12 protein-coding genes are annotated in these 14643 nt (G+C 66.0%); 4 read left to right on the top strand and 8 right to left on the bottom strand.

Translation table 11 applies throughout. The features are described from left to right. Positions 1-93: 93 nt before the first annotated feature. Positions 94-597 carry a PACE efflux transporter gene (locus tag PQV96_RS20270; RefSeq protein WP_370541321.1) on the bottom strand — a complete coding sequence of 168 codons (504 nt, stop codon included), beginning with the start codon at positions 595-597 and terminating at the stop codon, positions 94-96. A gap of 70 nt (positions 598-667) precedes the next feature. Here PQV96_RS20270 and PQV96_RS20275 point away from each other — a divergent pair, with 70 nt between their 5' ends. Both PQV96_RS20275 and PQV96_RS20280 read left to right on the top strand, forming a co-directional pair. Further along, positions 668-1609, top strand: coding sequence for a LysR family transcriptional regulator (locus PQV96_RS20275; protein WP_198847996.1), 942 nt, complete (start codon positions 668-670; stop codon positions 1607-1609). A gap of 130 nt (positions 1610-1739) precedes the next feature. Continuing rightward, the gene (locus PQV96_RS20280) at positions 1740-2651 is read left to right on the top strand and encodes a PPK2 family polyphosphate kinase (RefSeq protein WP_207375399.1); all 912 of its coding nucleotides are present in this window, start codon (positions 1740-1742) and stop codon (positions 2649-2651) included. A gap of 63 nt (positions 2652-2714) precedes the next feature. On the opposite strand, the gene PQV96_RS20285 is transcribed toward PQV96_RS20280, so the two are convergent. Beyond that, positions 2715-3941, bottom strand: a complete 1227-nt coding sequence (locus tag PQV96_RS20285; protein WP_207375398.1) for a zinc ribbon domain-containing protein — start codon at positions 3939-3941, stop codon at positions 2715-2717. Between the two features lie 73 nt (positions 3942-4014). Continuing rightward, positions 4015-5415, bottom strand: a complete 1401-nt coding sequence (locus PQV96_RS20290) for a zinc ribbon domain-containing protein (RefSeq protein WP_273624046.1) — start codon at positions 5413-5415, stop codon at positions 4015-4017. A gap of 312 nt (positions 5416-5727) precedes the next feature. Between PQV96_RS20290 and PQV96_RS20295 the strand changes: the two genes are divergently transcribed. Then, a complete protein-coding gene (locus PQV96_RS20295; RefSeq protein WP_207374883.1) occupies positions 5728-7035 on the top strand; it encodes a Glu/Leu/Phe/Val family dehydrogenase in 1308 nt (435 codons plus the stop codon). A gap of 245 nt (positions 7036-7280) precedes the next feature. Here PQV96_RS20295 and PQV96_RS20300 read toward each other — a convergent pair whose 3' ends face one another. The 5 genes from PQV96_RS20300 to PQV96_RS20320 form a co-directional block, all read right to left on the bottom strand. Further along, positions 7281-8378 (bottom strand): hypothetical protein, encoded by a 1098-nt coding sequence (locus tag PQV96_RS20300; protein ID WP_273624047.1) that lies wholly within the window; start codon positions 8376-8378, stop codon positions 7281-7283. Between the two features lie 247 nt (positions 8379-8625). Continuing rightward, positions 8626-10062, bottom strand: a complete 1437-nt coding sequence (gene trhP, locus PQV96_RS20305) for a prephenate-dependent tRNA uridine(34) hydroxylase TrhP (protein WP_273624048.1) — start codon at positions 10060-10062, stop codon at positions 8626-8628. A 36-nt stretch (positions 10063-10098) separates the two neighbouring features. Next, a complete protein-coding gene (ttcA, locus tag PQV96_RS20310) occupies positions 10099-11052 on the bottom strand; it encodes a tRNA 2-thiocytidine(32) synthetase TtcA (protein WP_207374880.1) in 954 nt (317 codons plus the stop codon). A 205-nt stretch (positions 11053-11257) separates the two neighbouring features. After that, positions 11258-12322 (bottom strand): homocysteine S-methyltransferase family protein, encoded by a 1065-nt coding sequence (locus PQV96_RS20315; protein ID WP_273624049.1) that lies wholly within the window; start codon positions 12320-12322, stop codon positions 11258-11260. A 24-nt stretch (positions 12323-12346) separates the two neighbouring features. After that, the gene (locus PQV96_RS20320) at positions 12347-13276 is read right to left on the bottom strand and encodes a LysR family transcriptional regulator (RefSeq protein ID WP_197506420.1); all 930 of its coding nucleotides are present in this window, start codon (positions 13274-13276) and stop codon (positions 12347-12349) included. A 144-nt stretch (positions 13277-13420) separates the two neighbouring features. Between PQV96_RS20320 and PQV96_RS20325 the strand changes: the two genes are divergently transcribed. Continuing rightward, on the top strand, positions 13421-14557 hold the full coding sequence (locus PQV96_RS20325; protein ID WP_273624051.1) for an iron-containing alcohol dehydrogenase: 1137 nt from the start codon (positions 13421-13423) through the stop codon (positions 14555-14557). Positions 14558-14643 lie beyond the last annotated feature (86 nt).

Genomic DNA, 14643 nt, shown 5'->3' on the forward strand with positions numbered 1-14643 from the left:
CCAAGCGGCGACGCCACTGTGTTGGTCAAAGTGACAAAGAGCTGCCAGCGCTTGATATGCAAGCACTGGCAGCTCTTTTTTATATAGCGCGTGCTAAGACACCACGGATTGCGAATTCACCGCGCCCTGTGCCGAAGCAGGCAGCCCAAACACGCGGTCAAACGCCCAGTTGAAGACAAAGGTGTAGCAAAGAAAGAAGACGATGAGCGCAAGGTCCATCACAAAGGCCTCCCACAGGCTCACCTTGAACCACCAGGCAAACAGCGGCACCAGCGTGAAGACCAGCCCGCCCTCGAACCCGATGGCGTGCGCCACCCGGCGCGCCACGCTGCGCCCGCGCACTGTCTGGCGCGACTCCCAGCGCTCAAAGGCCCAGTTGAACACCACGTTCCACAGCACGGCAATGGCCGACGCGGCCACTGCCACCACACTGGAGTGCCCTGCGCCCTGCCCGGAGAGCTGCGCCAGCCCCGCCGTGGCCACCGCGATGGCGATCAGTTCATACAAGGTGACATAAAGAACGCGGCGCCACGGGCCCTGCAGCCCCTGAGGGGCTGGCGTACCGGGGGCGGCGGGAGAAGTCTGGGTGAAAGGCATGGGGCGACTTTATGTGTGCACTGCTGATATATAAAGTCAGCTTGTTTCAGTTTTTCTGATAATTGCGACCATGGCTTTTTCTTCCGACAGCGTGCAAGTGTTCCTCGCGGCGCTGGACCATGGCTCGTTCTCGGCCGCTGCGCGAGCGCTGTCGCGCGTGCCTTCGGCCGTGAGCATGACCATCGCCCACCTGGAGGCCGAGCTGGCCGTGCAGTTGTTTGACCGCAGCGGGCGCGAGCCCCGACCCACCGCCGCCGCCCGGGCGCTGGAGCCCCAGGCGCGGCTGCTGGCCGGGCAGTTGCAGCAGCTCAACGCCCAGGCCCTGGCGCTGACGCAGGGGCTGGAAGAACGACTGACCCTGGCGATTGCGCCCGAGCTGCTGGCTTCGCGCTGGACGGCGCCGCTGGCCGCGCTGGCGCATGAATACCCGCTGCTGCAGGTGGAAGTGCTGACCGCCCCGCAAGTCGATGCACTGGCGCTGCTGCACAGTGGCCGTGCGCAACTGGCGCTGGTGTTTGAGCGCCCCAGCATCGACGGGCGCGAGGGGTTTCAGGAAGTGGGCACCGAAACCCTGGTGGCCGTGATGGCGCCGCAGCACCCGGTGCTGGTGGCCGCCCGCGCCGCCGCGCAGGCACGCGGTGCAGCGCCCGAGGCGGCCATGCTGCGCGAGGAACACCTGACCACCACGCGCCAGATCGTGGTGGCCAGCCGCGACCTGGGCCAGACCGACCCGCGCTTTGTGTTTGCCCGCCACCACTGGCGCACCGACAACCACCTGGCCGCACTGGGCCTGATCGAAGCAGGCCTGGGCTGGGGCTGGCAGCCGCGGGCCCTGGTGCAGCCCCGCATGGCGGCAGGCACACTGGTGGAGATGCCGTTTGAAAACCTGAGCAACGGCGCTGCGCTGTGGGTGGACGTGGTGTGGTCCAAAGAGCGGCCCCTGGGCCTGGGGGCGCGGCGCTTTGTGGCACTGATGAATGACAACCAGGCACTGCAGACCGAGACAGTTTGATGAGAGCTTTATCAGGTGCTAACGCCAACCAGCCATGCCGTTGGAGCTATATTTTTAATAGCATTGAGAAATTGGGTTTCCAGGGTAATGACTGAGCCTCTGGCTTACCATGGGCCCCGAAGGAGTCCGCATGAACCACCCGTTTGACAGCAACAACAAAGACCTGGCCGAGCGTTGGTCGCAATGGCAGCCGGACGCGCCGCTGCACAACGATGAAACGCAAGCCAACGCCCTGCCTGAACGGCGCAAGGCCGGCAAGCACCGGCGCACGGTATCGCTTTCGGACTTCGATCCGTCAGCCAAGCCTTTTTCGCTGGGCGACAAGCTCAAGGACAAGGCAATGACAGAGTCCATCGCGCAGGAGCTGGACACACTGCAGAACCTGTTCTACGCCGACAAACGCTACAAGCTGCTGGTGATCCTGCAGGGCACGGACACATCGGGCAAGGACGGCACCATCCGCGCCGTGTTCAGCCGCATGAGCCCGCTGGGTGTGCACGCCGTGGGCTGGGCGGCCCCCAACGAGGAAGAGCGTGCCCACGATTACCTGTGGCGCATTCACCAGAAGGTGCCCAAGGCCGGCGAGATCACGGTGTTCAACCGCAGCCACTACGAAGATGTGCTCGTGCCCGCGGTCAACGGCTGGATCACCAAGGAGCAACACCACCAGCGCTTTGGTCACATCAACGATTTCGAGCGCATGCTCACGGACACCGGCACCATCGTGCTCAAGTTCATGCTGCACATCAGCGCTGAGGAGCAACGCGAACGCCTGCAGGAACGCTTGGACGACCCGGCCAAGCACTGGAAGTTCTCGATGAGCGACATCGAGGCACGCAAGCAGTGGAGCGAGTACCAGAAGGCGTACGAAATGCTGCTGGCGGCCACGCACACGCCTTGGGCGCCATGGACCATCGTGCCAGCCAACTCCAAGACACACCGCAACCTGATGATCGCCACACTGGTGCGCGAAGTGCTGAAAGGGCTGCAGCTGCGCTACCCCGCGGGCGACTCGGCGCTGGAGCATTTCACGGTGGAGTGACCGGGGGCAAGACGCCCCCAGACAGGACCGCCACACCCCCCGCTGGGTGGTGGCGGCAACGGCTTACACCAGCTTGTGGCCGCAGTGTTCGCAGAAACGGTCACCGGCTTGCACCGTGCCGTGGCACTGGGGGCAAGCCGGTGCAGCGGGCGCCGCTGGTGCGGGGGAAGCGGTGGCTACCACCGTTGAGGGCGCGGCAGACGCAGCAGGCTTGGCAGCGGGGGCTTGTTCTGCATCCTGGCTCGCAGCAGGCGCCTTCTGCGTGGCGGCTGCGGCCGCAGCCGCCGCAGCGGCAGCCTGCACCTGGGCCTTTTCCTTCAGGTCGGCCATCTTGTTGTTCATGTCCTGGAGCTTTTCATCGGCCGCCTGGCGAATGCTGTCCAGATCGACCTTTTCAGAAAACTCGCACCAGGTGAGCACGCCCACCATCAGCGGCAGCAAGAAGACGAAAGCCGAAGCCAGCGCAAACACCAGGCTGAAGCCCACGCCCGCGCCCATCACGTGGCCCGAGGCGCCGCCCATCATGACGGCCAGCGGATTGAAGCCGCCACCCATGCCGTGGCGCATCCCATAGCCCATGCCACCGCCAAAGTCGCCGCCCATACCGACCACGGCAGCAAACAAACCGCCCACCGTGAACGAGGCCGAGGTGATCAGGCCGAACAGCATCGAAGCAAAGATGGCCGACAGCAGCATGCCGCCCACGATCTTGCCGATGGCGGCAAACGGGTACTTGCGGGTGATGTGCCAGGTGATCGACAGCGAGTGCATCACGCGCTCACCATCCCACAGCGCGGGGCCGACGATGGACGAGGCCACGTACAGCGCCAGCATCAGCGCGGCCATCGCCAGCACGGCCACGGGCACCACCACCACCAGCAGCAAGGGGCCCAGCACCGGGATCTTGCAGATGAAAAACACCACGGCCAGGGCCAGGAACAGGGCCAGCGCCGCCAGCATCATCAGCAGCCCGGCGCCCAGCAGCTTGGGCAGGCACAGCAACCCGGCGATGAAGTAGCCCACAAGACCCCGGTAGGGGCGCTTGCGCGCCAGGTCTGACAAGCAGGCGCCAGCGCCGCTGATGCCGGCCAGCCCCACCACGATGGCCACCAGTGCCAGCAGCACCGTGAACCCCATCCACAGGCGGGCCAGGGCACCGCCCAGCGCAAACACCAGGGCGGCGACCAGGAAAGAGGCCGCCATCACCGAGACGGCAGGCCAGCAGGTCAGTGCCTCGGGCAGGCGAAAAATGGAATACGGGTTGTCCGCTCGGACAAGTGGTTGGCTCATGGTTTTTCCCTCGGTTGGTTTGGTATGCATGGCGGGCCCGCAGCAGCGGGCCCGTTGTGTGATCTCGACCCGATCAGTTGCTGTAGGGGTCGTTGTTGCGGTTGCTCATAGGGCACTCAGGCACCTTGCCCCAGTTGCTGCCGCAGTGCTGGTGGCGCGCACGCACCACGCACACGCCTTTGCTCAGCATGTTGTCCTGGCTGTCGCACTGGCGCAGGGCTGCACGCAAAGGGCCCAGGCCTTCGCCCGCAGGCGCGGGGGCTGGCGCTGCACTGGGCTGCGACAGCGTGGCCGGTGCGGGGCCGCGCGGGCCGTCATGCTGCCAAGGCGGCTCGTTGGCGGCGGGCGCCTGAGTCTGCGCATTGGCGCGGGGCTTGGGGGCTGGCTTTGGCGCTGCGTCGGCCGTCTTGGGTGCGGGCCGCGCAGCTGGTGCCGCCTGGGCTGGAGCCGCAGCGCTGCCCACCGCGGGCGACGCCACGGCAGGCCCAGCAGTCACGGGTGCCACCGGGGGCGGCGGCTCTACCGCGGCGCCGGGGAGCGCAACCGGTGCCGGTGGCACCACTGCGGGGCTGGCATCGGCCGGTGCCGCAGGGCTGACCTGCGCCGCCGGTGGCTGCACGCTGGCCGATGGGACCGCAGGCTTGGTGCCCAGCAACCACCAGGCCAGCCCGGCGACCACGGCGATACCCCCCAGGCCGAGCGCTGCATATTTGGCAGCCGAGCCGCGCGCTTCGGGCGCTGCAGGCTCTGGCGGCAAAGGCCAGGGCGCTGGAGCCGGGGCTTTGGATGGCGGAGCCGAGGGAGCAGGCGCCTCTGGCGCAGCAGGGATCACTGGAGCGACTGGTACGGCAGGGGCTTGCGCAGCTTCAGGGGCAGGCACGGGTGCGGCTACTGAAAGAGGCGACGCGTCACCTTCTGGCACGCTGGGCGCGGCGGCCTGCGGCGCAAGCACGACGGGCTCTGGCTCTGGCTCTGGCTCTGGCTCTGGCTCTGGCTCTGGCTCTGGCTCTGGCTCTGGAGCAGGAGCAGGAGCAGTCTCCTCCACGTCCGCTACCTCCACCGCAGTGGTCGCGACAGCGCCAGCGCCAGCGACCGCACCCAGAGTGGTGTCCTGCGCGGGCGCAGCGGGCTCCGCGGGGGTATCCAGCAGCAGATCCACCTCATCTGAAGGGCTGTCGGGCGAAGGCTCCAGCGGGGCCGGGCGGGTGTCGGCCTCGGGGTCGGCGGGGCCGTCCATATCAAAATCGAAATCCAGCTCCTCCACCGGTGCTGGGGCAGGAGTTGCTGCCACTGGAGCGGCTGCCGCAGCCGCTGCCGTGGCGAACGCATGGCCGCACTGCCCACAGAACTTGGCCCCCAGCTTGCAGGGCGCAGCACAGTCAGGGCAGTGTTGCACCAGCGGGGCGCCGCAGTCTTTGCAGCACTTGGCACCCTCGCGGTTTTCGGTGGCGCAGGCGGGGCAGTTCAAACTCATGGGCTTACCTTGTTGAATAGAGGAGCGGCTGGTGCGCTGGAGTGCGACGGTGCCGAGGGAGCGCTTTGGCGGTCGAGTTTATCGGCCAAATATGAAGCACAAGCCACAAAAGCAGGCATCTGGCGCCAGCGTTGCTCCTCCGCTCTGCAAAACCGCACAAAAGTGCCGTTTTTGTTTTGACTCAAACAACCGCATCCTGGCGCCCCTGCGGTTATGCAACGAACGCATAAGGGGCATACACACTGGCCTTAGACACCGCTCGACCACAGGCATAAGCTTCGCGGCTTGAATCGATCCCACAAGGAAATTCCCATGTCGAATCCCTCTGGCACACCCGCCGCATCTGCGCATCCGCTGCCTTCGTACCTGCAGGCAGACCACCTCGGCCCCTGGGGCAACTACCTGCAGCAGGTAGACCGCGTCACCCCTTACCTCGGCAGCCTCGCGCGCTGGGTCGAAACACTCAAGCGCCCCAAGCGCATCCTGGTCGTGGACGTGCCGATCGAATTGGACAACGGCACCATCGCACATTACGAAGGCTATCGCGTGCAGCACAACCTGAGCCGCGGCCCCGGCAAGGGCGGTGTGCGCTTCCACCAGGACGTGACGCTGTCTGAAGTCATGGCCCTGTCGGCCTGGATGTCGGTGAAGAACGCGGCGGTGAACGTGCCCTACGGCGGCGCCAAGGGCGGCATCCGCGTGGACCCCAAGAAGCTGTCCAAGGGTGAGTTGGAGCGCCTGACGCGCCGCTACACCAGCGAGATCGGCCTGCTCATCGGCCCCACCAAGGACATCCCGGCACCTGACGTCAACACCAATGGCCAGATCATGGCCTGGATGATGGACACCTACTCCATGAACGTGGGAGCCACCGCCACCGGCGTGGTCACCGGCAAGCCGGTGGACATCGGTGGCTCGCTGGGCCGCGTGGAAGCCACAGGCCGTGGCGTGTTCACCGTGGGTGTGGAAGCTGCCAAGCTGACCGGCCTGGCACTGGAGGGCGCCCGTGTGGCCGTGCAGGGCTTTGGTAACGTGGGCGGCATTGCGGCCAAGCTGTTTGCCGAAGCGGGTGCCAAGGTGGTGGCTGTGCAAGACCACACCGGCACCATCTTCAACAGCAAGGGCCTGGATGTACCCGCGCTGCTGGCGCATGTGAAAACCCGTGGCGGCGTGGGCGGCTTTGCTGGCGCCGAAGTGATGAAAGCCGAAGAGTTCTGGGGCGTGGATTGCGAGATCCTGATCCCCGCTGCGCTGGAAGGCCAGATCACCAAGGACAACGCAGGGCAGATCAAGGCCAAGATGGTGATCGAAGGCGCCAACGGCCCCACGACCACCGAGGCCGACGACATCCTGAACGAGAAGGGCGTGCTGGTACTGCCCGACGTGATCGCCAACGCGGGCGGCGTGACGGTGAGCTACTTTGAATGGGTGCAAGACTTCTCCAGCTTCTTCTGGAGCGAGGACGAGATCAACGCCCGCCTGGTGCGCATCATGCAAGAGGCCTTCGCGGGCATCTGGCAGGTGGCGCAAGAGCACAAGGTGAGCCTGCGCACTGCCACCTTCATCGTGGCCTGCCAGCGCATCCTGCACGCCCGCGAAATGCGCGGCCTGTATCCATGAGGCCTGCCCTGGTCTGATTTTTCGCAGCGCTGGCCCACCGCCAGCGCCCCGAATCCAGGTGCGCCACAAGCGCCCGGCAAAGCCGCCCCCACCACGGGGCGGTTTTTTATGTCCATGGCATGGGCACACCAAGGTGGATTGTTACGGTTTTGGATTCAGCCGAATCACTAGGCGGGAAGCCGCAGACAGTGCTGTAGCACGGCAAGGCGAACCAACGACGTGATACGGGTGAAGGCAAATCCGTATCACACCCCGCCCACTGGAGGCACAGACTGCACGGGCACCACGCGCATGGCCAGGCAAAAGGGTTGCTCACAGGGCGCACGGCCTGCGTAGGGGCAACCGGGCGTGTCGCAATGGCCGCGCGCACGGCGGCGCTGGTCAGCTTCTTCCTCCTCGCGCCCGTAGCCGCTGGCCTGCAGCGCCAGCATCTGCAGCCACGGGTCGTTGCGGGCCTGGAGCTGGTCGCGCCCGTACACCACGCTCGCGGCGGCGCCCTGCCAGGGGGCCAATTCGAGCGACAACAGGGCGCTGGTGGCGGCCGCTCGCTCACCCGCCCCCACACCTGGCTGCAGCACCAGCGCAAAAAGCCCGCTGGTGAGCGCCTGGCTGCGCCCCGCCAAAGCCGCCTGCAGCGTGCCCGATGGCGTGGGGCTGGAGGGTGACGAAGCGGCGGGCAAACTCTGCAGCCACGCAGCAGGCACCCGCAGCGTGGCGGTGAATGCGCGTGGCCCTTGTTCGGTGTGCAACAGGCCCTGGCCTACCAGCCAGGTTTGCAACGGGGGCAGGTCGGGGTCTGCGGGCAGGCCGCCAGCGCCCCCCAGGCCCGCACCCCAGGGCTGCACCGCCACCACACGCTGGGCAGCGGGGGTCAGTTGCTGCACCAGTGCATCCAACAAACCCCGCATGGCGGGCGACACCCCGCTGGCAGGCCACGCGGCACCCGTCACGCCCCCGGCACCCGCAGCAGCCAGGGTAGGGATGGCCGCTGGTGGCACCGCCACGCCCCGCCCTGGCGGGGCCGCCCCAGTGGGCGGTGCAGCGGCGGATGTTTGGCCCTGCGCCTGCAGCGCCTGGCTGGCGCGGGGTGAGAGGCTGACGCGGTCCGCCAGCGCCGGATCACTAGCGCCTTCGGGCAAGGGCGGGGGTGCCAAAGGGGCGACGGGATTTGGGGTGGGTAAGGGTGGAACACCGCCCGTGGGATTACCAGTGCCGGGGGCCCCTGCGCCGGAGATGCCCTTGTCAGCGCCCAGCAGCATGTTTTGCCGCTGCAAGGCGGCTTCGGCCAGCGCCTGCGCCACGGCGGGCACAGGGCTGCGGGGGGGATCCATCTGGATGGACATGGTGGAGCGATGAACAGTGGCATGACCCACCAGCCACCGGCGCCTGTGCAATGTGCAATCGGGCCGGGCGGTGGGAACTGCACGCATTCTGGCCCCGATCGGCCCCGGTGAACAGGGGGCTGGGGCGGGTCAGGCTGCGGGCAACCGCCCCGTCGATTTGCTATCAAATAAATAGCTGATTGCGCTTATGGGTAGGGCGCTGAAGGCATTTTTGCCTAAAACGTTCTCAGCAATACCTACAAGCACTTTAGACAGCGAGAGCCGGCTCTGCCACTGCGGCAGGCGGCTGCGATTCGACGACGCGCGCCAGCAGCGCACCGCTGTAGCGCGCAGGCAGCGGAATCCACACGCGCACGGGGCTGCCCTGGGCGACCTGCACGGGCTGGCCTTCCACGTTGCGCATTTCCTGCAGGCGCACGGTGGTGTTGCCGCTGGGGTGCACCACTTCGATGAGGTCGCCCACGGCAAAGTGGTTTTTGGTTTCCACCTGTACCCAGTCTCCGCTGAGGCCTGCTTCGGCCAGACCCTCGGTGCCCAGCACCTCGCCCACGTACTGGCTGCGCTGGGTGACGGAGTGGCCGCTGAGGTAGTTCTGGTAGTCGTTGCTGGGGCGGCGCTCCAGCAGGCCACCGGTGTAGCCGCGGTTGGACAGGCCTTCGAGCTCCAGCAGCAGCTCAGGGTTGAAGGGGCGCCCTGCCACCGCGTCGTCGATGGCGCGGCGGTAGACCTGGGCGGTGCGGGCCACGTAGTACAGGCTCTTGGTGCGGCCTTCGATCTTGAGCGAATCGACGCCGATCTGCGTGAGGCGGGCCACATGTTCCACCGCGCGCAGGTCCTTGCTGTTCATGATGTAGGTGCCGTGCTCGTCTTCCATGATGGGCATGAGCTGGCCGGGGCGGCCCGCTTCTTCGATCAGGTACACCTTGTCGGCCTTGGGGTGGCGCTGGCCGCTGCCGGTGGTGGAGAACGATTGCTCGGCCTTTTGCTGCGCGGCCTCGAAGTTGAAGTCGCCTTCCATCTTCTGCGCAATGGCTTCGCCCGTGGTGGGGTCGATGTCGGCGTCGTGCGTAGCGTAGTTCCAGCGGCACGCGTTGGTGCAGGTGCCCTGGTTGGGGTCGCGGTGGTTGAAGTAGCCGCTGAGCAGGCAGCGGCCCGAGTACGCGATGCACAGCGCGCCGTGCACAAACACTTCCAGCTCCATGTCGGGGCATTCCTGGCGGATTTTTTCGATTTCATGAAGGCTCAGTTCGCGCGAGAGGATGATGCGCTCCACACCCATCTTCTGCCAGAACTTCACCGCCGCCCAGTTGGTGGTGTTGGCCTGCACCGAGAGGTGCACCACCTGCTCGGGCCACTTTTCCTTGACCATCATGATCAGGCCCGCGTCGGCCATGATCAAGGCGTCCGGCTTGCAATCGATCACGGGTTCGATGTCGCGCAGGTAGGTGCGGATCTTGTCGTTGTGCGCAATCAGGTTGCTGGTCACAAAGAACTTCTTGCCGCGCGCGTGCGCCTCGTCAATGCCCTGGCGGATTTGCTCCAGGCGGAACTCGTTGTTGCGCGCGCGCAGGCTGTAGCGCGGCTGGCCGGCGTACACCGCGTCGGCGCCAAAGTCGTAGGCGGCACGCATCTTGTCGAGCGAGCCAGCGGGCAGGAGGAGTTCGGGGGCTTTGAGCGTGGTCATGGGGTGGCCCAATCTAAAAATCGTCAGAGGTCAGGTTCAGCGGGGCATCAGCGGCAAGCCGCCGAGCATGCCCACGGCCTGCGCAGGAAGTTCTTCGGCGTCAAAGGCCTTGTCGCCATCGGCATCCGCCACGCCGTTGGGTACCAGGCCCTTGAAGTCGAACTGGCGTGGGTCCATGAAGTGCGAAGGCACCAGGTTGCGCAGCGCCACGGCCATGTTCTCGATGCGGCCGGGGTAGAGCTGCTGCCAATCGCGCAGCATCTGTCCGATCTGCTTGCGCTGCAGGTTTTCCTGGCTGCCGCACAGGGTGCAGGGAATGATGGGGAAGTTGCGGATCTCGGCCCAGCGGGTGAGATCGCTCTCGGCCACATAGGCCAGGGGGCGGATGATGAGGTGGTCGCCCCGGTCGCTTTGCACCTTGGGCGGCATGCCCTTGAGCTTGCCGCCGAAGAACATGTTCAGGAAGAACGTCTGCAGCATGTCGTCGCGGTGGTGGCCCAGCGCGATCTTGGTGGCGCCCAGCTCATCGGCCACGCGGTACAGAATGCCCCGGCGCAGGCGGCTGCACAGGCTGCACATGGTCTTGCCTTCGGGGATGTGCTCTTTGACGACGCTGTAGGTGTCCTGCGTTTCGATGTGAAAGGGCACGCCCACCTTCGTCAGGTATTCGGGCAGCACATGGGCCGGAAAGCCCGGCTGCTTCTGGTCGAGGTTGACGGCGATCAGCTCGAACTTGTTGCCGTTGCGCTGCTGCAGCATGCGCAGCACATCGAGCAGGCCGTAGCTGTCTTTGCCGCCGGACACACACACCATCACTTTGTCGCCGTCTTCGATGAGACCAAAGTCGCCAATGGCCTGGGCCACCTGGCGCACCAGGCGCTTTTCGAGCTTGGTGGCTTCGCGTTCCAACGCAGCATCGGCAGCGAGCGTGGCCGCGTCCGCGTCAACAGGCAAGGCGGCGGCAGTGGGAGTTTCAGCAGTGGAGAGCATGGATCAAGGCGGTGGGGGCCAGCGAAGCACAAACAACAAGGTGCCGCCCATGCGGCACCCCGGACTGCCGCCGCCCGTGAAGGCGCCTGCAGCAGCCCCCAGCGGCAAGGCCCTTTGGCCGGGGGATGGTAGCTATTATTTTGATAGCTAGCAGCGCTTGCAGATCAAGCGCTGGGGCCGTATTTTCTTACAAACCCGGTTTTTCTCAAACTTCGGCCGGGTAAAACATCTTGCGCGCAGGCACTTTCTCGACCGCCTTGGCAATGGCGCCAATGTGGTCGGGCGTGGTGCCGCAGCAGCCGCCCACGATGTTGACCAGCCCCTCGGCAGCAAACTCGTGCACTAGACGGCTCGTCACTTCGGGCGTCTCGTCAAAGCCGGTGTCGCTCATGGGGTTGGGCAGGCCAGCGTTGGGGTAGCAGCTGATGAAGGTGTCTTCGGCCACGCGGTTGAGTTCCTGGATGTAGGGGCGCATCAGCGTGGCACCCAAAGCGCAGTTCAGGCCGATGGCCAGCGGGCGCGCGTGGCGCACGCTGTGCCAGAAGGCGGTGACGGTCTGGCCGGAGAGGATGCGGCCGGAGGCGTCCGTCACGGTGCCGCTGATGATGAGGGGCAGGCGCTCGCCGCTCTTTTCAAAGAATTCGTCAATGGCAAACAGCGCGGCCTTGGCGTTCAGGGTGTCGAAGATGGTCTCGACCAGCAGCACGTCGGCGCCGCCTTCGACCAGCGCCTCGGTCTGCTCGTAGTAGGCCGCGCGCAGTTGCTCAAAGTCGATGTTGCGCGCGCCAGGGTCGTTCACATCGGGACTGATGCTGGCCGTCTTGGGCGTGGGGCCCAGGGCACCAGCCACAAAGCGGGGGTGGTCGGGCGTGCTGAACTTGTCGCAGGCGGCGCGCGCCAGCTGGGCAGAGCGCAGGTTCATCTCACGCGCCAGGTGGGCCATGCCGTAGTCTTCCTGCGCGATGGTGGTGGCACCAAAGGTGTTGGTCTCGATCAGGTCGGCACCAGCGGCCAGGTAGCGCTCGTGGATGTCGCGGATCACGTCAGGGCGCGTCAGGCTCAGTAACTCGTTGTTGCCCTTCACATCGCGGGGAAAGTCCTTGAACCGGTCACCTGCACCGTCTGGCCCGGTGTAGCCCTCGCCCCGGTATTGCGCCTCGCCCAGCTTGAAGCGCTGGATCATGGTGCCCATGGCGCCGTCGAGGATGACGATGCGCTGGGCGAGGATGTTGGGAAGCTGCTGGGCGCGGGTGTAGGTGATCTGCTGCATGGCGCAATTGTAAGAAGCGGCGATTCAGGGCGCCGCTGGGGCCTCTTCGGCAACGGCACGCAAGGCCAGCAGCGAATCGATCAGCAGCGTCAGCGCCGGATGGCGGTGCGCGTTGCGCCGCGCGATGAGTTCGTACGGCTCACTGCGCGACTTGAGCCGCAGCGGCAGGCGGGCGACCATGCCGTGCTGGCAGACGTAGTCGGCCACGTCGTCCGACACCAGGGCCACCAGATTGGGGTTGTGGCTCAGCAGCGAAAGCGTGGCCAGCGCGGATGTGGTCTCGATCAGATGCGTCGGAAATGACAGGTTCTCTTCGAAGAATTCGCGCTCCAGCGTGCGGCGCATTGGCATGTGCGCGCGGTACACCACCCAGCGGCTGGCAGACAGATCCTCCAGCGTGATCGATGCCAGGCCCGCCGCCGGATGCGCCTGGTGCGCGATGACGGCGAGAGACTCATCCTTGACCACGACAGTGTCGTACAGGTGGGGTTTGGGACTGACCGACGAGCGGCAGATGGCCGCGTCCAGCCGCCCCTGGTCGATGAGCGCGAGCAGACTTTCGCTGGTGTCCTCGACGATCTCCACCGAGATGTCCGGCTGCTGGTCCATCAGCTGCGTGAGCGCCCGCGTCAGGAGCGGCACTGCGCCCATGATGGTGCCTACGGCAATGCGGCCACCTGCGCCACTGGCGATGGCGCTCAGCTCCTGCTGCAAGTGGCTGATGTCGGACTGGATCAGCCGCGCGAAGCGCACCGCGCAGGTTCCCGCTTCCGTAGGCACAAGCCCGCGGTTGGTGCGCATGAAGAGCGGCGCGTTGAGCGTGGACTCCAGCTCCTTCAACGCCTTGCTAGCCCCGGGTTGCGTCAGCCCCACGCGGTCCGCCGCCGCCAGCAGCGAGCCCTGCTCCGCCACCGCGATCAGCAACCGCAGCTGCCTGGCATGCAGACGCGACATCACAGAGTTGAGGTTGTAAGGGCTCTGCATTGACTTGGAGTTATAGCTATATCGATAACGGTTAGTTTATTCGACGTCGCCTCACTCATAGACTTTCGCGATTGACGGATGAATATGAAAATTCTTGATATCAGGAGATAAACGATGGCGATGATCAACTACGTGACGGAAATCCGCTTCGGCGCGGGCAGTGCCGCTGAGCTGGCACAGGTGTGCCAGGCACTCGGCTTCAAAAAGCCGCTCTTCATCACCGACAAGGGCGTGGTTGCGGCGGGGTTGATCGAGCGCATCCTTGCCGTGAACGACCTGCCGCACTTTCACGTGTTTGACGGCACGCCCTCCAACCCCACCGAGGCGGCGGCGCGCGAAGGGGTGGCAAGCTTCCATGAAGCAGGCTGCGACGGCATCATCGCCGTGGGTGGCGGCTCGTCCATCGACCTCGCCAAGGCCGTGGCCGTGTCGGCCCGCCATCCGGGGCCGCTGCGCCAGTTCGCGCTGATCGAGGGCGGGCTTGCCCGCATCACGGCGGCCACGGTGCCGGTGGTGGCCATTCCCACTACGGCGGGCACGGGCAGCGAGGTCGGGCGCGGCGCGATCATCATCCTGGACGATGGCCGCAAGGTGGGCATCATCTCGCCCTACGTCATCCCCAAGGTGGCGCTGTGCGACCCGGCGCTGACCGTGGGCCTGCCGCCGGGCCTGACGGCCGCCACCGGCATGGACGCCGTGGCGCACTGCATCGAGACCTTCCTCGCGCCCAGCTTCAACCCGCCCGCCGAAGGCATCGCCCTGGACGGCCTGCGCCGCGCCTGGAAGAACATCGAAATCGCCTTCCACGAGCCAAGCGACATCGAGGCCCGCACCAACATGATGAGCGCATCGCTGCAGGGTGCGCTGGCCTTTCAGAAAGGCCTGGGCTGTGTGCACAGCCTGAGCCATTCGCTGGGCGGTATCGACCCGCGCCTGCACCACGGCACCCTCAATGCGGTGCTGCTGCCGGCGGTGGTGCGCTTCAACCGCGAATCCGACACGGTCGTGCGCGACGAGAAGATCGACCGCCTGGCTCAGGCCATGGGCCTGCCGGTACACGTGTCGGTGGAGGATGCGATCCAGGACATGTCGCGCAGGCTCCGGCTCCCGGCCGGCCTGGGCGCGATGGGCGTGACGGCCGACCTGACGCAACGCATCGTCACCGGCGCGCTGGCCGACCACAGCCACAAGACCAACCCGCGCGAAGCGAGCGCGGACGACTACGCCCGCCTGATCGAAGCAGCGATGTGAGCGCTTGTGCCCGCCCAGGGTGCGGGCGGCAATACCGCCACCGGCGCTCCCGGTGGTTGTCCCGTTTTCTTTTTCACAACGAGTCC

The sequence above is a fragment of the Acidovorax temperans genome (genome assembly GCF_028596105.1).
GTDB lineage: Bacteria > Pseudomonadota > Gammaproteobacteria > Burkholderiales > Burkholderiaceae_C > Acidovorax > Acidovorax temperans.

Excerpts from the sequence above, each read along its gene's own strand:
- PQV96_RS20270 (WP_370541321.1), bottom strand. The coding sequence starts at position 597 with ATGCCTTTCACCCAGACTTCTCCCGCCGCCCCCGGTACGCCAGCCCCT.
- PQV96_RS20275 (WP_198847996.1), top strand. The coding sequence starts at position 668 with ATGGCTTTTTCTTCCGACAGCGTGCAAGTGTTCCTCGCGGCGCTGGAC.
- PQV96_RS20280 (WP_207375399.1), top strand. The coding sequence starts at position 1,740 with ATGAACCACCCGTTTGACAGCAACAACAAAGACCTGGCCGAGCGTTGG.
- PQV96_RS20285 (WP_207375398.1), bottom strand. The coding sequence starts at position 3,941 with ATGAGCCAACCACTTGTCCGAGCGGACAACCCGTATTCCATTTTTCGC.
- PQV96_RS20290 (WP_273624046.1), bottom strand. The coding sequence starts at position 5,415 with ATGAGTTTGAACTGCCCCGCCTGCGCCACCGAAAACCGCGAGGGTGCC.
- PQV96_RS20295 (WP_207374883.1), top strand. The coding sequence starts at position 5,728 with ATGTCGAATCCCTCTGGCACACCCGCCGCATCTGCGCATCCGCTGCCT.
- PQV96_RS20300 (WP_273624047.1), bottom strand. The coding sequence starts at position 8,378 with ATGTCCATCCAGATGGATCCCCCCCGCAGCCCTGTGCCCGCCGTGGCG.
- trhP (WP_273624048.1), bottom strand. The coding sequence starts at position 10,062 with ATGACCACGCTCAAAGCCCCCGAACTCCTCCTGCCCGCTGGCTCGCTC.
- ttcA (WP_207374880.1), bottom strand. The coding sequence starts at position 11,052 with ATGCTCTCCACTGCTGAAACTCCCACTGCCGCCGCCTTGCCTGTTGAC.
- PQV96_RS20315 (WP_273624049.1), bottom strand. The coding sequence starts at position 12,322 with ATGCAGCAGATCACCTACACCCGCGCCCAGCAGCTTCCCAACATCCTC.
- PQV96_RS20320 (WP_197506420.1), bottom strand. The coding sequence starts at position 13,276 with ATGTCGCGTCTGCATGCCAGGCAGCTGCGGTTGCTGATCGCGGTGGCG.
- PQV96_RS20325 (WP_273624051.1), top strand. The coding sequence starts at position 13,421 with ATGGCGATGATCAACTACGTGACGGAAATCCGCTTCGGCGCGGGCAGT.